Genomic DNA, 23,201 nt, shown 5'->3' with positions numbered 1-23,201 from the left:
TCTCTGTCATAAACGTGCGTTTGCTCGCGGTTAACCCCCTGCAGCCCGACTAGAATCAGGGTAGATAGGCGGCCTCAGGGCCCGAGGAGGTTATCATGATCGAGTACACCAGCAAGCGCATCGTCTGCCCTCACTGTGGCCACCATACCCGGGTCGAGCTGGATGCCAGCCAGGGTGATCAGGAGTTTTACGAAGATTGCATGGCCTGTTGCAATCCGATCCACCTGCGGCTTCACCGCGACGAAGCTCGCGACTGTTTGCAGTTGTTTGTGGATGCAGACGACGAACAACTGTTTTGATTGTGAGTCACAGAAAATCGAGTAGAGATTTTCACCACATGAATAACAAGGGCCTGCACACTGCAGGCCCTTGCTTATGAAGGGATTGAAACCGAGCCGTTTCCTTATTCAGTTACCCGCGCGCGCCGCCAGTACCCGCTCCACCGTATCGACGATGGCCTGGGTCTGGGGATCGATCTCGATATTGGTCGGCCAGCCGGCGCGCACCCAACCGAGGTTGGTGCGAGCCAGCGTCTCGGGGATCAGGTGGACGCAGAACTCCCGCTCGCGCACCTCACCGATGGTCAGACTGATACCGTCGATGCCAATATACCCCTTGGTCAGCACATATTTCATCAGCTCGGGAGCAAGGCGATACCACACCTGACGGTTCTTGGGGGTGTCGATCACCGAGGTAACCTCTGCCATGCCGATGATATGGCCAGACATGGCATGACCGCCGATCTCGTCACCAAAGCGGGCAGCCCGCTCCACATTGACCTTGTCCCCCACCTGCAACAAGCCTAGGTTGGTGAGGCGCAGGGTCTCCTGCATCAGATCGAAGCTGACCAGATCCCCCTCGACCCGGGTGACGGTCAAGCAGCAGCCGTTGTGAGCGACCGAGGCACCGAGGGCCAGCCCTTCCCCCCACTCCCGGCTGGGCATGCGGATCACATGGGTACGGAAGTTGGGTTGCTCTTCGATGGCCACCAGTTCGGCGGTCCCCTGTACTATGCCAGTGAACATCTCTCGTCTCCTGCTACGGCAAAAAGGGCAGGTTAACCTCGGGCAGAGGGTGAGACAAGGGTACAGGCTGACAAGCTTGCGCCCGATCGCTATAGTGACGCCGTTCACATCCGGGTAAACAAGGAAAAAAGAAATGCAGGTATATCAATGTTGTGAAGCGATCCGCATCGCCTATAACCAGATTGGCTCCGGCGAGCAGGGCTATGTGCCAAACGCCATCGCCGCCACTATCCGCGCCCTCAACGCGGTCGCCTCTGATGAGCGGGTACCCGCCGAGCTGCGCGAGCAGGCCGCCTATGCGGCAGCCAACCTGCTGATCAGCGATCACGAAGACGCCTGATCCCGCTGCCGGGGCGGCAACTATTTCGTCCTGGCTGAATTTCAGGCTAGAATGCCTCCCCCACCCTTTGCACTTTCGTCCGAAAGTGCAAAGGCTCTTCCCGATTTCCGCTCTTTATTTACTCTTATCTGATCCACTCGGAGGTGTCAGTGCAACGTTATTGGTCCGAGGCGAAGCAGTTAGTCCGTCTAGCCAGCCCCATTCTGGTCGCCCAAGTGGCCCAGGTCGCCATGAACTTCGTCGATACCGTGATGGCGGGACAGGTGAGTGCGGTCGATCTGGCCGCCGTGTCGGTGGCCTCCAGCTTCTGGCTACCGGTGATCCTGCTGGTGCAGGGGATCATTATGGCGCTCACCCCTATCGTCTCTCAGCTAAACGGCGCCCGTAAGCGGGACCAAGTCCGCCCGGCCGTCCATCAGGGCTTCTGGCTGGCGCTCATCGTCACCCCGCTGGCGATGGTTGCGCTCTACTACAGCCCGCTGGCGCTGCAGCTCATGGATGTGGAGCCGGTGATGGCCGCCAAGACCACAGGCTACCTGCACGCCATCCTGTGGGGTCTGCCCGCCTTCGTTATGTTCCAGGTGCTGCGCAACTTCAGCGAGGGGCTCTCCCACACCATGCCTACCATGGTGATCGGTTTTGTCGGGTTGGCGGTCAATATTCCCGCCAACTACATCTTCATCCACGGTCACTTCGGCATGCCCAAGCTTGGCGGGGTCGGCTGCGGCGTCGCCACCGCCATCGTGCTGTGGGCCATGCTGCTGGCGATGATCCTCTATGTGAAGCTCTCCCGTCACTTCACCGAGATCCGTCTCTTCTCCCAGCTGGCTCGCCCCAACGGCAGCCGGATCTGGCGACTGTTTCGCTTGGGCTTCCCCATCGCCATGGCCATCTTCTGCGAGGTGACCCTGTTTGCCGTAGTGGCCCTGATGCTGGCCCCCTTCGGCGCCGAAACGGTGGCGAGCCACCAGATTGCACTGAACTTCTCCAGCCTGGTGTTTATGCTGCCCCTCTCCATCGGGGTGGGTGTCACCATCCGGGTCGGTCACAGCATCGGCGAAGGTCAGCCGCATCACGCCCGGGTGGCAGCCCGCACAGGCCTGCTGCTGGGCGTGAGTGTCGCGGCACTTACCGCGGCATTTACTGTGCTGCTACGGGAGCAGATCTCCTCCATCTATACCGATGATCTGCAGGTGATCGCCCTTGCGTCCACCTTGCTGTTCTTCGCTGCCATCTATCAACTCTCCGACTCGGTGCAGGTGGTCGCGGCCGCCGCACTGCGTGGTTACAAGGATACCCAGGCGATCTTCTACGTCACCATCGTCGCCTACTGGGGGCTGGGGCTGCCGACCGGCATGATCCTGGGTCTCACCGACTGGCTGGTACCGCGGATGGGGCCGCAGGGCTTCTGGATTGGCTTTATCGTCGGCCTCACCAGTGCCGCGCTGATGCTGGGGGCTCGCCTGCGCCATATCTATGGCCGCTTCGCGACGCCGGAGGCGTGCACCACCCTGTCGCGGGCCCAGTAAAAGCGGCAACTCGCCTGCAAAATCAACAGGCTGCGCAAGAACTGGGCAAACAGTCTCCTTTGTGCATATGGCCTGTTGACAGCCTTGGGGGGCATGGGTAGTATGCCGACCACGCCAGCAGTGCTGGCGTAGTGAAGTAAGAGAAAGTGGGTTTATAGCTCAGTTGGTTAGAGCACTACCTTGACATGGTAGGGGTCGTTGGTTCGAATCCAATTAAACCCACCACTTTTCTGTGATGCGTCCTTAGCTCAGCTGGTTAGAGCACCACCTTGACATGGTGGGGGTCGGTGGTTCGAATCCACTAGGACGCACCATCACAGATTGCTGTTATGCGTCCTTAGCTCAGCTGGTTAGAGCATCACCTTGACATGGTGGGGGTCGGTGGTTCGAATCCACTAGGACGCACCATAACAGTTTGAATATATTGCAGATGTAAGTTTGATGTGGGTTTATAGCTCAGTTGGTTAGAGCACTACCTTGACATGGTAGGGGTCGTTGGTTCGAATCCAATTAAACCCACCACTCCCCTGCAGAACAAAAAGTCGCATTGCGCACCCTGCGTCCTTAGCTCAGCTGGTTAGAGCATCACCTTGACATGGTGGGGGTCGGTGGTTCGAATCCACTAGGACGCACCAGATTATAAAAAGCCCGCTCATCGAGCGGGCTTTTTGCATTCTGTCCGCCCTCCCTTCCCCGCCAATCTGTTCATCACCGACCGGGCAATGGCGCAGAACCTTGTTCCCATAAAAAACCCGTGCCATCCGATAAACGACACGGGCCGGATAGATGCCGCCAGCGCCTCAGCTCTGCACGGCAATCTCGTACTTCTTTATCTTGCGATAGAGGGTGGCAATCCCAATCCCCAGCGCCTGTGCGGCCAGTTTTTTGTTGCCGAGCCGCTGCAGGGTCTCTTCTATCATCTGTTTTTCCATGCTCTCAAGGCCGCTCTCACCAGGGACGGGTTCAGGCAGCTTCTCCGGCGTGGCGGCGAGCGGCGCTGTGGCAGGCACATTGAACGACGCATCCAGATTGGTCACCGGGATCGACTGGGCGGTGACGCGTTGGGGCTCCTGATTGCGGATGATGTTGGGGGGCAGCAGACTGGCGTCAATCACTTCGCCCGCCTGGCTGACGTTGACCAGATATTCGATGAGGTTGCTGAGCTCGCGCACGTTGCCCGGCCAGCGATACCCCTTGAGCAGCGCCATCACCTCGGGAGCCAAACCGGGATAGACAATGCCAATGCGGCTGGTGTGCAGGTTGAGGAAGTAGTGGGTCAGCAGCTCCACGTCCCCTTCCCGCTCCCGCAGTGGCGGCAGGTTGAGGGGGATGACGTTGAGGCGGTAGTAGAGATCCTCGCGAAACTTCCCTTCGACGATGTATTGATCGAGATGCTGGTGAGTAGCGGCGATGATGCGAATATCCACCGGCACCGGTCGGCTGGCCCCGATGGGGGTCACCTCCCGCAGCTCCAGCACCCGCAGCAGCTTGGCCTGCATGGTGAGCGGCATGTCGCCAATCTCGTCAAGGAACAGGGTGCCCTGATGGGCTGCCTGGATCAGGCCCTGCTTGCCACCGCTGGAAGCACCGGTAAAGGAGCCCTTCACATAGCCAAACAGCTCGCTCTCCAGCAGTTGTTCGGGAATGGCGGCACAGTTGATGGCAATAAAAGGCTTGTCCTGACGGGGACTCAGGCGATGGACTGCGCGGGCCACAACCTCTTTACCGGTGCCGCTCTCTCCACAAATCAGCACGCTGGAGGGACTCTGGGCGATGCGGTGCAGCAGTCGTTTGAGGGTGCGCATCGGCTTGCTCTCGCCGATCAGCTGATCGATCCGCACATCCGGATCTGGCTCCTGAACCTGACCGGAGTGGGACTGGTGAAACGCCATCAGAAAGAGCTGCTGGCCCTGCACATGGTGTAGTTGGCCGATGACCAGCTCCTGACGACCTTCAAAGGTGATGATGTGCTGAAGATGACCACTCAGCCCCTGTTGGGAGAAAGTGAGCGGGCGGATCCCCACTTCGCGCCCTTGCAGCTGTTCCTGCTGGCAACCCAGATGATGGAGTGCCGCCTCGTTGGCGTAGAGCAGTTGACTCTTGTCATCGAGCAGCAGACAACCCTGATCCATGTTGGTCATCAGATTGAGGAACACCTTGTTGACCCCGTCCGACAGCCCGCGTGAATCGAGCAACTTGGCCACAAAGATGGTGGAGATGTGGCGCACATAGTCACACACATCCTGCAGATTGTTGTTGAGGCGCGCCTGCTGCTCGTCGCTGAAGGCCACCAGACTGATCACCCCGATGCAGCGCTCGTCCACCATGATGGGCACCCCAAGGAAGGCTCGCTCACGGCAGCTCTCCTTGCAGGTACAACCGTCACACACCGGATCATCACTGGTGTGGGTAACGATCTTCTCCCGCTGATTATCAATCACATAGCGCAGCAGGCGGGAGTCGCCCTCCAGCTGACGTCCGAAGAACTTGCCATAGGGCCCGGTGCCAGCCACCCGAACCATATCGGCATCCACAATCTCGACCTCAAGCTGCAGCACACTCGCCAGCATCTTGGCAAAGCGCAAGATGGTCGGCTGGATCTGCATCAACAGACACTGGTTGCTCACGGATCTCATCCATCATTCCTTTTTGTTCTTGTTATCCTCCCCCGAAAGGGAGTCATGCTGGCCAGATACTAAGGGATATCAGGGGGAACTACTTCGGGGGGGATCACGAAAAGGGAAAAAGATCCGCATCCTCCGCGACTTCAGAGGCACAGATAAAATTCAATAAAAACATAAAGATGAAAACACATGCAGCGAGATAAACCACTCGTGTCAGCCAAGCCTGCTGAACTGCGGACTACATCGACGGATCATGCTGGCTGTGGGGCAAACAACCACTGATATGACATTTGGCTCACGCGCCACGTACCTGTTTCAAGACTTGGCACTCATGGTCGAAATCCGCTTTATCTTGCGGCTGAATGTAGCTTTGCCAGCGGGCAAACAGCTCGGCCGTCGGATAACGGTGCAGACGAATACCGGTGCGATAGAGTTTGGGAAAAAGTGGGTCAGGCTGGGATCTCACGACCAGACCGCGCAGCTTCTCGCCAGAGGGAATGGCAATCACCAGCTCATCCCCCTCTTTCAACCGTATGGCCCCCAGAATGCCGATACCGCCGATGGCTATGTCGCGCACTACCACATAGGGCACCGGGTTGAGCAACTCCAAAAACCAGTTGCGACGGCTGCATTCTGCCTTGTAACCACCGCCACTGAGGATAAAACGGCGGTGTCTGCGCCAGTCATAACCGGTAGGCAATGCCGGGTCATAGCGCGATTTTGCCTGCCCCACAGGATCAGATTGCTCACTTGTGCCCATCCGGTTTCCCTCACTGGCATTGGTTAAACAGTGTCAGTCAGCTCTTTTTCATACTATAGCTGTCGCCGTTAGCCCTGGGGCTCAGGGCCGGATACGGGGACGACAGATGTATCACGGAGGCAATGATTTGGTACGAACCGTTTCCACTAGAAGAGCCGCAGCGATGCAATCTGACTTAGCCGGGCAGATGAAGTGCCAGCCAGACCGCCAGCGGGATCACCAGCACAGAGAGGGCATTGCCGCCGAGCACGATACTGGCCACCTTGTCCGGCTGACAGTGATACTGCTCGCAGAGCATGTAATTCAACACCGCAGGGGGCAAGGAAACCGACAACATCAACAGCGGGATCCACTCCGTCTTGAGCGGCAACAGCCAGATCTGTAGCCCGCCGCCGAAAATGAAAAAGAGTTACGGGGAAAATGAAAAGCTACAGGCTCGGTAGTTTATCAAACTTGGTGACACCGGAATCACTGAGTTTGATAACCCCGTTAAACCGGCATTAAACCTCTATTTCATAGGTCGGTAAATCCGGTGCCTCTCCTGCCAGCTCCCCTCCCCTGTAAAACGCCTTCTTGCCGATGGCTACCCCAGTGCCCCTTACTGTGACCGTTCCACCCGCCAACGCGGTAAGAGTGGTGGTCGTTGTACCTACTGCGGTCACGGTACCAACCAACAAGGGATCTGCACCTGGTACCAGCTCAAGGAATCGCTTAAACAGGTTCATACAAATCGCTCCACACTCAGCTGCTGGCGTACCGTCATGGCCCTGTTCTGCAACGCAGCAGAGACCCTGACGCCCCGGTTGTAACCCTTCCAACCGTCCACGGCGAGCAGCGCACCTGGCAGGATCAAGCCGGTATCAGCTGACAACGGCAGTTCAATGGTCTGGGTACGCTTGGGCATGGTCTTGGTCAGCCCCACCACACCCTGGGCACGGGCCGCCGTCACATCACACACCAACGGGTGGGTGATGGTCGGCGCTTGCTGTTCGCCAGCCGTCCCCTGGCGCACCACCCGCGCACTGATGCCCTGATGGCCACCACTCACCCAGATCCCGTTGGCGGCATGACCCGGCTGGAAGTCACTGCCCAGGGTAGTAATGATGGCACGGGGGATCGCCACATCGGCCTGAGCTGTATCAAGCTGCCATGGCACTGTGGGGTAACGCAGTTTGATGACCAGATGGCGGTTGCGCTGGTGTGGCAGCACAAAGCCACCGGCCGCCTCGGCCAGGTACCTGACCACCTCGATCGGAGTCTGGTTATCCAGGCTAAAGAACCCGGCAGGCACCAACCAGTCAGCCGCTTGCCAATCCAGCGTCCAACCCACCGGCAATACGGCAGCAGCCAGCTGGGCCATGGTCGCGGCAGCAGGCTCGCTTACCGCCTGCGCCAATACATGGGTCGGTGACAAGTAAGCGGTGCGAGAGCGTCCCGTCAGCGTTGCCGACTCGCGGCCAAAGCTCTGGCTCGATTGCCAGCCATCGCACACACAGTCCCATTGCTGACCGTTGATATGAATGCTGACCTCTTCCTCATCGGTCAGTGCAGCCGCCGCGATACGGGGGATCTGGGCGCTGAACTGCCACGCCCAGGAGTCGGTATCGAGCTCGATACTTACCGCCGTGGCAGGGATATCGAGCCCATCGCGTACCCGTACGATCTTCGCTGTATTGCTCACCAGATAGACCCTCCTGGTTGGAATAACGATTGCTGCATCACTGCCGTGCCAGACAAACTCCAGCTCGGCCTCGCCCCGCTTGCGCCCGAACTCAAGGCGCAGGGTGCGCTTGTCGGGGCGCTCAGGGGGGATCGGCGGCTTGGGCGGCGGGCTGGTGCCTGGCCCCGGCTGCATCGCCTCCTCCCAGCCATCGCGCCACCCCTTCCAGAGCGGCAGGCCAAGGCGCAAGCGGCGGCCATAGAGCAGCAGGCCAACGGCATCGCCCTGGCTCCACTGGTCGGCCTGCCATACCTTGTCAAAGCGCGGCGGGTTGCGATAACCGCCGACCTGCCACATTCCGGCCTTGTCCCCCTCGACCCAGAGGGCGCGATTGACGGCGTGGCCGGGGGCCAGATGCTCCACCTGCTGGCCATGGTCGTGACCGGTAGCCAGCCCCTCCTGGTACTGGCTGCGGGCCAGCTCATAGCGCTGGGGCATGATGGCGCTCTGCTCCACCTGATCACTGTTGGCGGGTTCGGCCTCCTGCCAGCTGACGGCGCCCACGGTGCGGGCCAGTTCTGGCCGCTCCCAGGTGCTATCTACCCGGCTGCTGACCAGCCCCGCCCGCTCCCACCGGCTTTCCTCGGTGGCGCTCGGGCCACGGAATACGTTGATATCGTACTCCCCGGCGATCACCGGCACCGGCTGCTGATTGCTGGCCGCAATCCCGCACTCAATGACGAATGCGCCCACCATGGCGCAATCTGGTGCGGTGGTACTGGCGAGACTCCCCTCCAGTACCACGGCGCCACCCAGCGCGGCTATGGGGCGGTTTGGCTGGCTGGCCCAGCTGGCTGGCAGGGTCAGCAGGTCGGGGGAGACGGCCAGGCGCGGTGGCATGGAGGCGCCAACCAAGATCGCCTCATAGCGCACCACCTCGGCCTGGTTCAGCTCCAGCTGCCCGGTGGTACTGCGGGCCTTGCGTAGTTCTAAGCTCGCATCCTTTCTGGCCATAGAGCCCCCGGTTACGGTTCGGTGATGGTGGCGTTATTGATGCGGATCAGCGCACCGGCAAATATCTCACTGGTTGGGATCTCCAAATCTGCACCACTGAGCGGAACCCCTACATCGAGATCTGCCACAAAGGTGCCATCCCGATCCGCGATGCGGGCCCATCTGGGGAAGCCGGTGGCGGTAGCCATCTGCTCGACCAGGGGGTTCAGAGTCAGCACCCCACCGCTGACCGTCTTGGCGCAGGGGTGGGTGAACGTGAGCACCACCAGAGCCAGCTGGTCGGTGATAGCCTCCCCAGGCGCCGGTCTGGGGCCGGTGTAAACGGTCAGGGTAGCGCTGGGGCCGCTGCCGGTGTCGATGGCCGTTGCCAGCAGCTGGGCGCGGCTGGTGCGCAGCGTGTCAACATAGGTGAGCATGGCTAGTTCCTCTTGAGCGGGGCCAGCATGGGGAACGGCGCAGCGGCCACACCCCCGCCAGGCGGGTAAGGTTTCGGTGCCTGGTAGTCGGCGGCCACAGCGTTGTAGTCGGCGTAGCCAAAGGCGGGATCGTCCTGGGCGACCAGCATATAACGCTTGTTCAGCCACAGCAGATCGAACCGATAGACCCCATCCGATGCGCGGCTGTAGGTCTCGCCAACCAGCTCGCCATCCTGGGTAAAGCAGAGCACCCGCCGCCGCACCCCCACCCCGCTGATGGTCACCGTGCTCTCGATATAACCCTGCAAAAAGTTCTGCACCCCATCGCGTATCCAGAAGTAATCCCTCCCCTTGCAGAGGGGGTACTGGGTCTGTTGCTGGAGCTTGACCGGCCCAGGGTAGAGCGGCGGGGTTCCGCGCCAGGCCACATCTTGCGGCTGAAAAACAGATCTAGGCTCCTGGTTAGCGGGTACGCACTTCATCGGATGACCCATAATGGTCAATTCACCAAAATGGTCGTAGCCTCGATATAGCGTGACCTGGCTGATGGTGGTATCGGCGCCCCATACCCCTGGGGCATACCAACCCTGGTGGATCATCACCTTGGTCGGCGATTTGGTTGTTACAGTTGGAATGCTGAGTATTTGAGTACTATTTAGCCAGACCTGATATTCACCCGGTTTGAAAACTATCAGCACCCGATTCTGTTTGGTGAGATCAGTACCTTGGGGCAATGGATAATACCCGCGCTCAATCCGACCGCCATTGGCGTAATCCCGGACAAATGAGCCATTCGCATTGGCACCGGGATCTTGCAAGTGCAAGGTGACGCTATTGGCCATCCCCTGGTGCCAAAAATCGGTGCCAGGCACTTTACCTGCATCGTCACATACGCCACCGGTTCCAAAGCTCAAAGTGAGATAACGAGTAAGCCCACTGCCAAGTCTGCCGGTGTTGAAATCCATCTCCAGCGCATCAAACCCAATCGCCTTGCTAATCAGGTTAACGCCAGATACCGCGCTGCGATTGGGTGCCAGTACCAGTTTGCCATCGGTGATGGCAACTGAACCGGCTGGGCCTGAATACTGGATATCCCAATCATTAAGCTGGGTCGGTGATGACCAGTCATAGACCACTCTTTCATCATAAGTCGCCATGACCTACCTCCATGGCCCGGTCAGATCAAAACCAATCAATACCTGGGTTACTGACGATGGATCTTCACTTGGCTGAACATTGATGAACCGGCATATCTTGTCTGGCATGGCTGGCAAGTTACCGAAGTTTTTGCGATCCCAACCGATGATGGTGCCATACGGGCAAATAATACCTGGCAGATAGCCGCGCAAATGGTTGCCGTTCTCCACCACCATTACCGGGTCTGTGCTGATATAAAAGCCGTTATCAGGGCCATTCGGGACGTTCAAGCCGGTGCCAAATCGGCCAAACAGCCCTTTTAGCCACCAGGTGGTTGAGCCAAACAACTGATGGTATGGGCGAGCAATAGCCCGATGAGAGGATGAGTCAAACAGCCCACCGTTGTTGTAGTAGTTTGCGGTGGAATTGCCCACACCATAATCCCACCGTCTGCCCGTATCGTTGGCGGCGGTAACAGGATAGTGAACCAGCAAGGCATGGTAGCGATCACCTGGCCTAAGACTGCGCATATAGCCGAACAGATAGAGCGCAGGGCGACTATATGCACCGTAGTAGGGCAGGAAATAGAACAGTTGTGGATCCCCTATCAGATCCCAGCGACCCGATGAGTAGCGCTTGGTGGCTGGCCAGCGGTGTTCGTAAATGGTGGTGTAGGTGTTGATATCCACCACATCCTCCACCATTGCCACCTTGGCCAGATACCCCACAGGGGATGTGCTGCTAGACCAGCCGCTGAATGCGGTGTTGTCGATGCGCAGGCTGACATTGCCAGACTCGCTGACGTTGGTGGGGCGCACGATAAAGATCTTTCCGTCCCCACTTTCATGGGTGATCGTCCATCCCAGCGGCGCCACCTTCATGGTCATGGCCGCACCGGAACCCGCCGCGGCTGGGTCACCGCCGTCAATCTCAAACCACACTTGAGTGGTACTGACCTGCATCACCCGATGCTCGCCATTGTAGGCGGCTGGCGATACCCCATCGACCTGAATCACTGAGTCTTGCAGATAGGCATGGCCGCCGCTAAAGGTGGCCACCGCCCACCCTTTGTCAGCATCAAACGATAGGGCGTTAATCGTCAGGGTGCCAAAGCCGGTAACCAGTACCGCCTTGATCAGCGCAGCCAGGGCGCCATCTGCGGTATCGCCCAGACTTGGGGCGCCTTGCATTTCGCTTGCAAACCATTTGACCTTGTATTCAGCCATGTTGCCGTTCTCCATGGTGGGGCGCTGCTCTACAAAAGAGTGCCCCACAGAAAAATAAAGGGCGGGGCACGGTGCCCCACCCGGTTAGCGGTTAACGTTGCCACGCAGTTGCAGCTCAAAACGATCGCTCTCGCTGGCCGCTACCGATTGCAGCACGGTACGGATGGCCCAGATCGGGAAGTTGGCCGCCTTGGTGTTGAACCGCAGCACGTTGCCGCTCGCCCACCCAGCCCCCCAACCACGCTTGTCCAGCCGAAAATAGGGCTGGCCGTTGTTGGGGTTGATGGGGGCAAAGTCGGTATTCACATCCCCCAGCGCAATCTGGCCCACATGCTCCCCTACCAGCACAAAACTGGTACTGGTCTGGAAGATGATGGCCCAGCGCTCCTCCAGGGTGGCGCGGTTGGTGACCACGATGGGAAAGTCGGTGTCGTTGTACTGCGCCGTGCTCTGGTCGCCGTCTACAAAGTCCTGCCATTTGTTCGTCCAGGTGCGCTGGTCAAACAGGTTGGTGTAACGCGCCCACAAGTCGCCCATGATCAGCGCTGACGACACCAGGGTGTCAGCAGCGTCATAGGCGTGAGACAGGGGGCGGGCCAGCACCAGGCGGCCAGAGATCTCCACATCGGTGACCAGGCTCATATCCTCGATCCGGTGAACCACCGCCAGCGGCTCCACATAGCCGGTCAGGTTCAGCGGGGTAGCCAGGGTGACCACGCCGCTATCCAGATTGACGCTGTAGAGCGCAGGATCGAGCCGCTTGCCGTTCTTATCCTCCAGATGGCAGTAGGCCAACCGCTGGCGCCCGGTGTTGAACTGCTGGCCAGCTGTCACCCCCATCGGGTAGGCTCCGCGCTTGGTGCTATGCACCACCACGATCTGCCCCTTGCGGATGAAGGGCACCCGGCCATCAGACGGCAGACGCACCGGATCCAGCCCGATAATGTCGGCATCGAGCGGCAGATAGCTGAACACCACGCAGTTGAAGCGGATGGAGTCCGCCACCACGCTGGTCGGCTTCCAGATCTTGCCATCCTCCCCCACCTGTTCGGCGTCATACCATGGCTGGGTCTCGTTGCCCGCCGCCGTGACCTTGCGGCCAAAGCGCACGGTAACGATGCCGGTCTGGTAGTTCACCTTGCCATCCATGTCGGTGGTGGTGAAAAAACCGTCCCCGTCTGCCGTGGCCTCGATCCGGCGCCCGCTCGCGGTGTTGGCGCTGATATAGAGGCTGCCCGGTGCCAGCGGGGCGCCGGGGGTGCGGAACGTCACCGCATCCACCGACTGGGCGCTGAACGAGGTGGCCAGGCTCTGGAGCGATGGCTGGGCCGGTTGCCCGGCTGCCCAGTCGGCCAGCACCGCCAACCCGTTGGAGTAGTCGATGGTGCCCGCCTGGATGCCTGCCCCGGTTGAGGGATCCGGGTCACGGTAGAGCAACCCTTGCCGGTCAACGTAGGTAGAGCCCCCCAGGGTGAAGCGCATCGACCCCTCCAGGATCGCCTCGGCAAAGCCTGGGGTAACGTCTATGCGCAGCGCCTGGGCGGTCAGGGTGGCATTCTGGGCCTCGGCACTGTTGTTGTTGCGGTAGGTCACATCCACCCACCCCTGTTCCCCGTCAGGGAAGGTGTAAGCGGTGTTGTGGTACTCGATACCGGTCATCGTCCAGCGCTGCACCGCGATCTGGTTGTTGCCTTCCCAGCGGGTGCCTACGGTCACCCAGGCGTATTTCGGCTTGGGCAATGGGCTGGAGCCATCCGGCATAAAGTGCAGGGTGCCCGCGCCATAGTCGATGGCACCCAGCACCACACCGCTGGCATCGATCAGCTTGCCCAGCCCGTCATCGCGCAGGGTGATGATGGGATCGCGGGTCTGGATCACCAGCTCCTGATCGTCCACATCAAACTTGTGATAGAGGGCGTTGAACTTGACCCGCACCGATCCCGGAGTGAGGTTGTGTGCGCCGCCGCCGTCCTTGCCGTCCAGGGTGATGGAGAGGTGCCCCACCTGGCCTGGGGTGTTCAGGCGCCCAGGTTCGATATGGCGCTCGGTCACCGGTTCGCCGTACTGGTACTGGGCGGCGTACTCCTGCCCCAAAGCGGGCAGGGTAACGTGCTCCAGGTCGATGATCCCCTCGGCATAGTTGATGATGCCGGTGATATCGCCGGTTATCTTGCCATCCCCCGCCGCATCTGTGGCCCGCTTGCCATCGCCCCATGTCAGGATCACGCTCTTGGGGGTGATCCCTTTGTGGGGGAGCTGCCAGGCGCTTTTGCCGATGCTGATGGCCTGCCCGCTGCGGTTGGTGTAGTTAACCGGGGTGGCCCAGCTGAACATGATGGAGGTATCCACATCCGGCAGGGCGCCCAGGGTCAGCATGACCGACCCGGTGGCCAGGTTGATGGTGCCAGAGCCATAAGAGCGGTCGATGCCCAGCAGCTCCCCGCGCCCGTTGTCTTTCAGGTCATACCATTTGCCTTGCGCCATAAAGCTGATGGTGGTGGTGCCAGGCGCCGGGGTCGGATGCAGGGTGATGGTGTAGGCATAGCCCCGGTTGTTGGCTTTGACCTCGATCCTCGCCGTGTCAGCGATGCGGGCAGGGCGGGCCGCTGGCCAGAAAGAGACTGTTTTGCTTTGGGTGCCGTAGTTCGGGCACTGGGCATTGAACTCCAGCTGGCCACGGCCATAGTCGATGGAGCCGATCACCGACCCGGCAACAACCAGCTCACCCCCCTTGTCGGTGATGGTGGCCGCGCCGATGGTGATGGTCACGGTGCCAGGCTTGGCCCCGCTGCCAAGAAACAGGCCACGGCTCGGGGCGATCACGGCGGCGGTGTTGATGCTCACCAGCCCCCGGCCAGAATCGACCAGGCTGGCCAGCTCACCGGCAGCGGTCAGATCCACCGCTGGGGTTTCACTGCGGGCCGCTGGCACCAGCTGGGTAAAGATGGTCTTGGCCCGTACCTGCATCGAGCCAAAGGCGGCATCATCCACCATTTTGGTACTGGCAAAGTAGTTGGCCGCATCCGCCACCACGGTTTCCCGCAGGGCTGTCTTGGGGTTGGTCACCACATCATAGGGGGTCGGCTGCTCCCCCTCGAAGGTGAAGCGCAGCGGATCCGCCAGGGTGCAGGTGACCACGTTGCGGGTGAACTCGGGTACACCAGGGATCTGGAACTTGGTCAGCTTCTGGGTTACATCCAGCACCCGCACATACTGCTCGAACTCCCCCGCCTTGTTCTCGTTGCCGACCAGCACCAGGGTTTCGCCCACCTCCGGCAACCGCGCCTCGACCCGCTGAAAGAAGCGGATCGCCCGCTGCCCTTCCAGCTGGGTATCGTAGAGAAAGCCTTGCCACTTCGGGCCCCGCGCCAGATAACGCTCCACCACATCGCGGGCGTTGTTGCGGGTGTCGTGGTGGTCTTTGGTGGTCATCAGGGCCAAGCCCACGTTCGGATCGTAGGGCGGCAGCAGCACGGCGGCATTCGCACCATAGTAGGTGTCGGTGTCGTCAGTCTGCACGGCCAGGAATACCTTGCGCAGGTTCACCACCCCATAGGCCCGATCCAGATCGCTGATATCGGGAAACATGCTGTTATGTTCGCCGCTGACGATCTCCTTGCCGGTGATGCGCCCGCCACCGTCCTCGGTGTCAGTCATCCGCTGGCTGGCCATCAGTTTGATATCGCCAGATAGAATGCTCATGGGGTTACTCTCCGCGCTCAATTTCGGTCAGATTCAGGGTCAGGGTGTAGGGGTGATCACCGTCCGGGTCAGCCAACTCGTACAAGGGCGTGGCCACCACACCAGGGCGGCGCCACACCACGGTGCGGGCCACGCCATCGAGCAGGGTTAACGTCATCAGCCGGGCCACCTGTGCCTCCAGCACCTTGAGCTCCTGCACCTTGGCGCGGGAGCAATGCCCGCTCAGGGTCAGCGGCCGTCCCTCGGGCTTGGCGGTCTCCTCCACCAACAGGGCGCCGCTCAGGGTCGGGGTCACCACCTGTTCGACCGGCGCCCACTCGAACTCGTCGCGCCAGACCAGATCATCTGGTAGCAGCACGCTGTTTAAGGTCACGTTCATTGGCGAAGTCCTTGCTGTTTAAGAAGGGAAATCAGGGCATTCACATTGGCCTCATCGGCCTGCAGTTCAGCCGAGCTCCCTGCCCCTTTGAGCTCGATGGTGATCCGCTCGGACAAGGGTCTGCGTGTCCCTGGGGTGTTGGTGCTGGGGGGAGATGGCTCTGCAATTGGAACTGGTGGCTGGGCGGCGGCCTGGTTGGTTTTGGCACTCTCCTTGGCAAGAGCCTTGCCGAGCTCCTCCTTGAGGCGAGCCCGCATGACCTCCATCTCCTTTTGGAACTTCTCGCCGTAATACTTGCTCCACTCGCTGTAGGCCGGAATGTCCTTAACCTTCTGGCTGTAGCGGGCCAGCTCCTCCTCCACCCCGGCCAGGGTATTGGCCAGCCCCTCGGCATTGCCCCGCAGGCTGTTGATATCCACGCTCTTGTAGTAGAAGGAACCGGCGTTCACGGTGCGGGTGATATCGCCTCGACCACCGCCCCCGCCGCTACTGGTGAGGCTGGCATTCGTCTGTTTGGCTTCATCCTGAACCCCTTTAAGCCCCGCACGCATCGCATCAGTAGCACCTTTGGCCCGTGCGGCGGCCTCGTCAAAGCCATCACCAATGGCCGCGACTGCCTGCTTGGTATCGCCACTCCCCCCTTTCACCTTGGCCATGGCATCGGCGGCGATGGCCATCGACCGCGCCAGTGCATCCCCGGTGAGCTTGCCCTGGTCGGCCAGTTGCTTTTGCCGCGCGATCACCGCATCGATCTCGGCGGTGGTCTTGGCGCTGTTGTAGGCGGCGGCCAGCGCCTCCTCGATGGCGGCACTACTGGCCCCCGTGTGCGCCACCAATACATCCAGGGCGCCGATGGTCTTCTGAAAACCCTCACCGATACGGCCATTGGCCTGCTCAAAATCGAGGCCGAGCACCTTAAACGCCTCAGCCAGTTTGGCCGGGCCATCGGCGGCGGTTTGCTTGGCCACCGCATTGATCTCGGCCAGATAGTCACGGGTGCTCTTGGCCTCCGCCCCCAGCGCTTTAATGGCTGCGGCGCCTTGTCGCCAGCTTCCAGTGGCCTCGTCGTAATGCACCTTGCCCTCTGCCACCAGGCGATCGAGATCCGCCATGCTGGTGATGGCGAAACCCAGCTCGGCTGACAGGGCGGCAAACTGACCATTGAGGCGGGCCTGAGTCTCGGAGCGCAGCCCTTGCGCCTCCCGGAGCGCCAGCTCAGCCTGCACCAGCTGGCGCAGGGCAGAGGCGAACTGGGTGATCTGGATGATGGACTCGACCGCCACGGCGGCCAGTAGCCCCTTGACGGCAACGCCCAGTGCCCTGACCCCAATGGCAGCTCCGGCTGCTGCCGTGCCCGCTGTCGTCATACCCCCTGCTGCTGTCGCGCTCGCCACAGGCATGGCAATAAACTGGGCGTAGAGGCTGCGCAGCTCACCAATCCAACCCGCGATTTTCATGCCGACCCACGCCTGAGCCAACACGGTCAGCGCGGTGCGCCACTCATAGAGGGTTTGGATCAGTGACTTGAGGGTTTCCCCCATGGTGATAAAGCCATCGGAGAGGCGCTTGGCCCACTCCTGCAGGCGGCCATCCCTGGCCATCGCCTCAAATTCGGCATTAAGGTTGGCCAGCTGGTTTTTGAGCCAGGCCAGCGCCCCGTTCTCGGCCACCATCCGGTAAAACTTGGCGAGGTTGTCCTGGGCATTGGAGACAAGCCCGGAGAGCAGGCTCATGTTGTCGGCAGCCGCACCGCGCGATTGGGTGGCAATCTCGTTCATCAGGGCTGAGATGGTCTCGCGGCCCAGCTTGCCCGCCTCAGAGAGCTTCTGCAGCTCGGCGGTATTCTTGCCGGTCACCTGCTCCAGCATCTGCCAGACCGGTACGCCCCGCTCAATCAGCTGCAGGATCTCCTCACCCTGCAGCTTCTGCTTGGCCCAGGCTTGGCCAAGGGCCAGAGAGATGCCCTGCACCTCTTCAAAACCGCCCCCCAACTTGAACGCCTGATCGACAATCCCCTGCATGGCCCCCGCCATAGGGTCGATGCCGAACGCCTTGAGGCGTACGAATACCTGGGTGACTTCACTGAGCTGCAGGGGGGTGTTCTTGGCAAAGTCCTGGATCCAGGCTGACGCCTCTTTGCCACCGGCAATCGACCCCATCACGGCCTTGAGCTGCACATCGAGGCGCTCGGCCTGATCGCCAGTCTGGAACATGGCGAGCAGTTGAGTCGTCAGGGTCTGGATACCAAACCAGGTACCCGCCAGCGCCACCAGGCGGCCGGTCAGACTGCCAATGGCCCCTTGCAAGCCACCAGCATGCTGACTGCCCTGACCTAATCCGCGTCCCAGCCGTTCGGTCTGGGCGACACTCTTGGTCAGCTCACGCTGCAGGCGCTGTTGTTCCTGGGCAAGGTTCTTGGTATCGAGCCCGGACTGCTTGAGCCCTGCGTGCAGGCGGGTATGACTGGCGGACTGGGCGACCAGCTGTCGCTCCAGCTGCTTGACCTCGGAAGCCAGCAATCGCTCTTGTTCGGCCAGCACCTTGGCGTCACCGGCGCCTGCTTGGCTGGAGCGGCGCCACTGCTCCAGCTTGTCACGGCTGAGCACTGTCGCCAGTTCGAGCTGGGTCAGGGCGGCCTTTGAGTCATTGAACTGCTGGATCAGCACCTGCTGGCGGCTTAACGATTCGAGGCTTTCGGCCAACTGCACCGTTTCGGCGGCCGTCTCATCCGAGATCGGGCCCAGCTCCTGCACCTCACCCGCCAAGGCGGCCAGGTCTTCCCGGCCGGTGACCTTGGCCGCCAACTCCAGGGCAAGTTTGAGGGTGGAAGAGGTGGACATGGGGCATTCCGATCAGATTCAGATATGCCCTATTGTGAAGAAATGGCAGAATAAGAGGGTTTATGGAGAATTACTGTGATATGTCCGGAAAAACATCCGTCACTGATTGTTATTTGGCCACACTCTTTATCCCAGACGCTCTCCACTCGTCTAGTAAATCATTCAACAAAAAGATAAATATGCAGACAGAAATCGAAAAAAACGACGCCGCAGCACATAAACGATGGTACCGAATGCTCAACTGGCAAGTACATATCGAAAAAATTGAAAGTCACTTTAAAGCGGTTTGCACACAAGCAGAGAAAGATTCCTTCTTCGAAGACTTGTATGTCTCACGCAATGATGAGAATCGGCAAATTCAGCTTTTTGCAGGTTCCCATCCGATAGGAGAAACTGATGAAACCATCGATGCATTCGGACGAGTAATTGGTCATAGAATACTCAGCGAACAAGGTGCAGCATTAGTGTTATCACAATCTATTCTTGGGTGTGTCGCGGTAACTCTCTATCCCTACTCGTCAGAGAGGCTATCCCGTATCCAACCACATATAACTTGGTCAATACTATCTGATCCAACACAAATCACAGACTCTGTACTTAAATCAGCGACCCGTGATTTCTTTTGCTATATGAGAGTATCTAGCTCCGTGTTATCAGACAATTTACTAGACCGCCTTCGCATCAGATATCTAGAGCTTAGAAGTATGAAATATAATGGTGGTAGTTTTGTGAAACTGGTGTTTTCTCATTGGTCATGGGTGTTTCTTGGGGCGGTCGGATCGATAGCAAGTATCTATTCGCTATTGAAATGAAATCTATAAAGCTCATCGCCTTTGGTGGCTGGAGTTTCCTGACACTCCAGCCTTTAACTTCACATTATAACTTATAGCCGTGAGGATACTTATGCTAGAAATTTTCATTTCAATTATTGGAGCTGGAACAGGTTTAGCCAGCCTCTGGCTTTCAAATGAGCAATGGAAAAAAGTAAAAACCAAAATTGGCATGCTAAGTAACGTCAGCAAAGTGGCTGAAATACTTCCAGCTTGGTATACAAGCCGAATGATGCAAGACCAGTGGTTTTTCGGGCTAGTAACCACTAATGGTCACACAATCGCCATTGGAAAAATATCTTCTATTTCCGATGATGGTAAGTGGATGGATGTCGAACTACTCACCTCTGATGAAGTACCGAACAACAAGGACACAAAGTTCATTACCGCCGTCGCGGATGACAGAAGAAGCGCATCTATACAGATTGAAAAAATCGTTATGGCTTATGAAATCGTCACAAGCTAAACAACCTCTAACATCGGGCTAAAGCCCGTAGGTTAGATTACAAAGCTATATCAGGGGGCACGTGTAAGAAAAAACGGCGGGTCTCCCCGCCGTTCTTCATTCTCCCAATCATCTCACTATCTCCGGTCTATCAACATAGCAGGAGCTATTTCACTATCCACGACCAGCTGTCTCCCTACAGCTCGATCACTGATAACACACTGACCTGTCATTTCTGACAGTGGCAAGTGGGCCTAGGCGATCAAGACTTAGATTTTCTTGTGCTGAAAGGTATGGGCGAAATGCATCAATTTGGCGTCTGGCATGAAGGGGGGCACCACACCATACAAGGGCTGCCGATCCTGAAACATCTACTGCGCTCACTCCATGGGGATGTGATGGTGCGCTATGTCTGCCGTGCCGATACTCCTTGCACCCTGTTTCTGACCATCAAAGATGGCGTGCCATACCAGAAGTTCAAAGAGGGTACTCCGCCGCTTGATTGGCAGTGGTTCGAGAACTCCCTCCTGCCCCTGTCAGCCTCATCCCAACCACTGGTCATGATTAAGCGGTTGGCATTGCGCTAAAGCCAAGATCAATGCAGGAATCTCATCTTCCCGATACTTGCAACGTATCAGCACCCAATCTTTACAATTTGCGATAACAGTCACATATCGACTCTCCATGGTTAGAGTTAAGACACTAAAATTTAAGTGTAATCAGGACGAGATCATGGCGGTGAGCCCAATCAGGGCCGTAGGCTTGATGACTAATAATATGGGGTCAGTCCATGGATACATCGAGGAATTCGACTAATGTTCCCTCGCGTTCAATGTGATGACCGCTTTCGTCATACAGTTTGACCCGAACGACCTTGCCGATAAAGTCAGCTGCAAGCTGTTCATTCAAGTTGTCCATGCAGATAGTACCCACGGTGCCATCGCTCAGAAGAACTTTGTATTTCATGGTCATCCTTCCCTTGAAACCCGCCAGACAGACTTCATTTGACAATATAAATTGTGCCTATTGTCACCCAGCCGCGACTGTGGCTAATGGGGTAGCCTCCAACATCAGCGCCATAGTCTTAGAGTCTGGTCTTGGCATATGGTTCAAAGAAGACAAACGGCGAGCCTCCCCGCCGTTTTTCATTCCCCTGCCCCCCAAACGTCACACCGTCACCGGCCGATCCACATAGAAGGGGGCGGTTTCACCATCCACGGCCAGCAGCTCTCCCTCCAGCTCGATCTCGATGGGCTTGTCGCTCATAAAGTCCACCGCCTTCTTGGGGGACAAGCTGGCACGGGGCACCGTCAGTTTGATGGCCTCTCCGCTGACAATACTGCGGCCATCGAGCAACAGCCGCGCCTTGATCTCCGGCTGGATGTTACCCGCGATGCGGGTACCGGTCACAGCATTATAGGTACCGCTGACCGTCAGACTACCGCCATCGGATACCGAGCTACCTTTCACCGCCCGTACCAGCCCGAGCGCATAGTTGACCTCGATATCGGTACCCACCACCAGCGCAGTGGCCCCTTCCTTGATAGCCAGGCCGGTTGCGGCAATATTGCTTTTGCCCAGCTGTGCCCACTTCGGCCAGGCGGGCAAAACAACCTGCAGATCAGTCATCGTCCCGGCCCCCTGATTGATGGGGCTTTCCAGACCCATAAAGGCGGCAGCCAGCAGCACGGGCGGGATCTCGGTGGTCTTGATGGTGACCATGGCAGGCTTGGGAATGTGGTAGTTCTCACGCGCCTGGCCATATTGCCCCTTGCGTTTGCTGGGAATCGAGATCTTCTGGCTGTCGGGTTTCACTTCCAGGCTATCCACATCGATGGGGCCAATCACCCCGGCCGAGACCCCGTTGGCAAAGGTCTCGATAAAGAGATCCCCTTCCAGGTGCAGTGTTTCGCTCATCATCGCTCTCCTTTGAATTTCACTCGGGTAGTAAAGGCAAGCGGCAGATAGGCAGCACCGCCGCTGTAACTGGGTTTGACCGGTGGAGTGACCCGGCGAAAGGTACTGTCCCCACATGCTCGCCCACTGACGGCCTGCAGGATGCGGGCAAGCCACACTCCGGCACTGACCTCCTTGGGGCTGGCACGATGCACCAGCACCAGCAACCAGAGCTGATCAAAGCTGCTGGCCCGGCCTGACTGGGTGCCTTCGCTCTCACGTTCGCCCTGATAGACCACATGCACCGCCGGACTGTGCTGGCCCAGATTGGCGATGGCCGCCACATCGGTGGCCACAAACACCTCCTTGAGCCCCGCAGGTTTGAGGGGGGTCAGCAGCTCACGCAGCCGCTCGCCCGCCTGCAGGTAGTCGAGTTCGGTACCAGACTGGTTGGCGGGTTGGCTCATAGAAAGCCCCCCTTGTCGCGCCCCTGACTCCGGCCAAAGACGCGCCCATCCGACTGCAGTTGAGCCAGGTTCTGGCTCTCCAGGGTGGCGCCATCGGATGCCAACCCCAGCGCCAGCTCCCCCTTGCCAACCGATTTCAGAAAGGCCAGGGCCGCCTCGTTGCGCTTGGCTATCTGCTCCGGGGCCTGTTCACCATAGAGACGGTGACGGGCGATATCGGCGCAGATAGGTACCAGAGCACTCGGGATATGGGCCAGCGGCAAGGGATAGCGACCCGCCAGATAGCCATCGATCAAGGCTCCGGCATCCTGCAGGGCGATGGTGATGGCCGCCTGATCCAGCTCACCGGTCGGCGTCATGGCCAGGCGCAGCAACTCGGCCTCGCCAAAGCGGATCACCATGTCATTGACGCTGGCATACATATCACTGCTCTCCGTTCTGACCAGATGACTGCTCATCCTTGACCGGGTATTGCACTTCGGTCGCGGCGATCGCTGTCACCAGTTCGGCCTTCTTGAGCTTGGCCGCCTCCGGGATACCCATCTGCAGCGCCAGCTCGCGTAGCTCATCGACCTTCATCTCGGCCAGCGGCGTAACCTTGCCAGCCAAGGTGGCCACCCCTGCCAGATAGCCCGAACCGGTCAGGACGCCCAGTGTTGCGTCCAGATCCCCAGGCGCCGATGGTGCATCACCTGCCTGAAGGCTGGTGTCTTCAGCCAACCGGACGACCACCAGACGCGGGTCGTTCTCCAGGGTCGCGCACTGCTCAGGCGACACAACCATCTCAGACTTGCCCGGTACAATCGGCAGGCCCGCGCGAAAATAGACCTGACGAACTGTTGACGTAATCCCCACTCGAATAGCCAGTTCCATCTCTTGTTCCATCTCATGTTTTCCTCGTCGTATCTGAT

General features: G+C 59.0%; 22 protein-coding genes, 5 tRNA genes and 1 pseudogene. 11 read left to right on the top strand and 17 right to left on the bottom strand.

Annotated elements, in window-relative coordinates:
- The first annotated feature begins 95 nt into the window (after nt 1–95).
- Nucleotides 96–299 carry a CPXCG motif-containing cysteine-rich protein gene (locus AACT07_RS13020; protein ID WP_005336871.1) on the top strand — a complete coding sequence of 68 codons (204 nt, stop codon included), beginning with the start codon at nt 96–98 and terminating at the stop codon, nt 297–299.
- A 108-nt stretch (nt 300–407) separates the two neighbouring features.
- Here the strand turns inward: AACT07_RS13020 and AACT07_RS13015 are convergent, their stop codons facing one another.
- A complete protein-coding gene (locus AACT07_RS13015; protein ID WP_069528149.1) occupies nt 408–1,025 on the bottom strand; it encodes a riboflavin synthase in 618 nt (205 codons plus the stop codon).
- Nucleotides 1,026–1,158: 133 nt separating this feature from the next.
- Between AACT07_RS13015 and AACT07_RS13010 the strand changes: the two genes are divergently transcribed.
- From AACT07_RS13010 to AACT07_RS12980, 7 genes are all read left to right on the top strand, one after another.
- Entirely contained in the window at nt 1,159–1,365 is a 207-nt protein-coding gene (locus tag AACT07_RS13010) for a YaeP family protein (RefSeq protein WP_058056873.1), read from the top strand.
- A 149-nt stretch (nt 1,366–1,514) separates the two neighbouring features.
- A complete protein-coding gene (locus tag AACT07_RS13005; RefSeq protein WP_069528147.1) occupies nt 1,515–2,894 on the top strand; it encodes an MATE family efflux transporter in 1,380 nt (459 codons plus the stop codon).
- 148 nt (nt 2,895–3,042) lie between these two features.
- Nucleotides 3,043–3,119: transfer RNA gene (locus AACT07_RS13000), tRNA-Val, on the top strand.
- Between the two features lie 12 nt (nt 3,120–3,131).
- Nucleotides 3,132–3,208, top strand: a tRNA-Val gene (locus AACT07_RS12995).
- A 17-nt stretch (nt 3,209–3,225) separates the two neighbouring features.
- Nucleotides 3,226–3,302, top strand: a tRNA-Val gene (locus AACT07_RS12990).
- Between the two features lie 37 nt (nt 3,303–3,339).
- A tRNA-Val gene (locus AACT07_RS12985) sits at nt 3,340–3,416 on the top strand.
- A gap of 36 nt (nt 3,417–3,452) precedes the next feature.
- Nucleotides 3,453–3,529: transfer RNA gene (locus tag AACT07_RS12980), tRNA-Val, on the top strand.
- A gap of 165 nt (nt 3,530–3,694) precedes the next feature.
- On the opposite strand, the gene AACT07_RS12975 is transcribed toward AACT07_RS12980, so the two are convergent.
- The 11 genes and pseudogenes from AACT07_RS12975 to AACT07_RS12925 form a co-directional block, all read right to left on the bottom strand.
- A complete protein-coding gene (locus AACT07_RS12975) occupies nt 3,695–5,530 on the bottom strand; it encodes a sigma 54-interacting transcriptional regulator (RefSeq protein ID WP_069528141.1) in 1,836 nt (611 codons plus the stop codon).
- 283 nt (nt 5,531–5,813) lie between these two features.
- Entirely contained in the window at nt 5,814–6,278 is a 465-nt protein-coding gene (locus AACT07_RS12970; RefSeq protein WP_021229454.1) for a hypothetical protein, read from the bottom strand.
- Nucleotides 6,279–6,453: 175 nt separating this feature from the next.
- A pseudogene (locus AACT07_RS12965) lies at nt 6,454–6,666 on the bottom strand (AEC family transporter); the annotation flags it as partial.
- Nucleotides 6,667–6,778: 112 nt separating this feature from the next.
- Nucleotides 6,779–7,003 carry a hypothetical protein gene (locus tag AACT07_RS12960; protein WP_040069247.1) on the bottom strand — a complete coding sequence of 75 codons (225 nt, stop codon included), beginning with the start codon at nt 7,001–7,003 and terminating at the stop codon, nt 6,779–6,781.
- The gene (locus AACT07_RS12955) at nt 7,000–8,952 is read right to left on the bottom strand and encodes a hypothetical protein (RefSeq protein WP_069528138.1); all 1,953 of its coding nucleotides are present in this window, start codon (nt 8,950–8,952) and stop codon (nt 7,000–7,002) included. Before AACT07_RS12955 ends, AACT07_RS12960 begins: the two co-directional genes overlap by 4 nt.
- Before the next feature lie 11 nt (nt 8,953–8,963).
- Nucleotides 8,964–9,368 (bottom strand): hypothetical protein, encoded by a 405-nt coding sequence (locus AACT07_RS12950; protein WP_069528137.1) that lies wholly within the window; start codon nt 9,366–9,368, stop codon nt 8,964–8,966.
- Between the two features lie 2 nt (nt 9,369–9,370).
- Nucleotides 9,371–10,525, bottom strand: coding sequence for a hypothetical protein (locus AACT07_RS12945; RefSeq protein ID WP_253182261.1), 1,155 nt, complete (start codon nt 10,523–10,525; stop codon nt 9,371–9,373).
- Between the two features lie 3 nt (nt 10,526–10,528).
- Nucleotides 10,529–11,731, bottom strand: coding sequence for a hypothetical protein (locus AACT07_RS12940; protein ID WP_069528136.1), 1,203 nt, complete (start codon nt 11,729–11,731; stop codon nt 10,529–10,531).
- Nucleotides 11,732–11,815: 84 nt separating this feature from the next.
- Nucleotides 11,816–15,433 carry a curculin (mannose-binding) lectin protein gene (locus AACT07_RS12935; RefSeq protein WP_069528134.1) on the bottom strand — a complete coding sequence of 1,206 codons (3,618 nt, stop codon included), beginning with the start codon at nt 15,431–15,433 and terminating at the stop codon, nt 11,816–11,818.
- Nucleotides 15,434–15,437: 4 nt separating this feature from the next.
- A complete protein-coding gene (locus AACT07_RS12930) occupies nt 15,438–15,812 on the bottom strand; it encodes a hypothetical protein (protein ID WP_069528132.1) in 375 nt (124 codons plus the stop codon).
- Entirely contained in the window at nt 15,809–18,652 is a 2,844-nt protein-coding gene (locus tag AACT07_RS12925) for a tape measure protein (RefSeq protein ID WP_069528130.1), read from the bottom strand. The genes AACT07_RS12930 and AACT07_RS12925 overlap by 4 nt, the downstream gene beginning before the upstream one ends.
- A 62-nt stretch (nt 18,653–18,714) precedes the next feature.
- On the opposite strand from AACT07_RS12925, the gene AACT07_RS12920 reads away from it, so the two are divergent.
- The 3 genes from AACT07_RS12920 (at nt 18,715) to AACT07_RS12910 (ending at nt 20,514) form a co-directional block, all read left to right on the top strand.
- Entirely contained in the window at nt 18,715–19,464 is a 750-nt protein-coding gene (locus AACT07_RS12920; protein WP_139123842.1) for a hypothetical protein, read from the top strand.
- Between the two features lie 91 nt (nt 19,465–19,555).
- Nucleotides 19,556–19,948: a hypothetical protein gene (locus tag AACT07_RS12915; RefSeq protein WP_069528128.1), complete on the top strand. Its 393-nt coding sequence runs from the start codon at nt 19,556–19,558 to the stop codon at nt 19,946–19,948.
- 281 nt (nt 19,949–20,229) lie between these two features.
- A complete protein-coding gene (locus tag AACT07_RS12910; RefSeq protein WP_069528126.1) occupies nt 20,230–20,514 on the top strand; it encodes a hypothetical protein in 285 nt (94 codons plus the stop codon).
- A gap of 196 nt (nt 20,515–20,710) precedes the next feature.
- Here the strand turns inward: AACT07_RS12910 and AACT07_RS12905 are convergent, their stop codons facing one another.
- From AACT07_RS12905 to AACT07_RS12885, 5 genes are all read right to left on the bottom strand, one after another.
- Nucleotides 20,711–20,893, bottom strand: coding sequence for a hypothetical protein (locus tag AACT07_RS12905; protein ID WP_069528124.1), 183 nt, complete (start codon nt 20,891–20,893; stop codon nt 20,711–20,713).
- 201 nt (nt 20,894–21,094) lie between these two features.
- Nucleotides 21,095–21,844 (bottom strand): phage tail tube protein, encoded by a 750-nt coding sequence (locus AACT07_RS12900; RefSeq protein ID WP_069528123.1) that lies wholly within the window; start codon nt 21,842–21,844, stop codon nt 21,095–21,097.
- Complete coding sequence (locus tag AACT07_RS12895; RefSeq protein ID WP_069528121.1) at nt 21,844–22,290, bottom strand: phage tail terminator protein; 447 nt, start codon at nt 22,288–22,290, stop codon at nt 21,844–21,846. Before AACT07_RS12895 ends, AACT07_RS12900 begins: the two co-directional genes overlap by 1 nt.
- Nucleotides 22,287–22,712, bottom strand: a complete 426-nt coding sequence (locus tag AACT07_RS12890) for a gp436 family protein (protein WP_041217425.1) — start codon at nt 22,710–22,712, stop codon at nt 22,287–22,289. Before AACT07_RS12890 ends, AACT07_RS12895 begins: the two co-directional genes overlap by 4 nt.
- A gap of 1 nt (nt 22,713) precedes the next feature.
- Nucleotides 22,714–23,175 carry a Rho termination factor N-terminal domain-containing protein gene (locus tag AACT07_RS12885; protein WP_069528119.1) on the bottom strand — a complete coding sequence of 154 codons (462 nt, stop codon included), beginning with the start codon at nt 23,173–23,175 and terminating at the stop codon, nt 22,714–22,716.
- Between the last annotated feature and the right edge of the window lie 26 nt (nt 23,176–23,201).

Source organism: Aeromonas sp. ANP5, from assembly GCF_963870295.1.
GTDB classification, from domain to species: Bacteria; Pseudomonadota; Gammaproteobacteria; order Enterobacterales; family Aeromonadaceae; genus Aeromonas; species Aeromonas veronii.
Note: the sequence above shows the minus strand (reverse complement) of the source record. Positions and strands in the feature narration are given on the sequence as shown.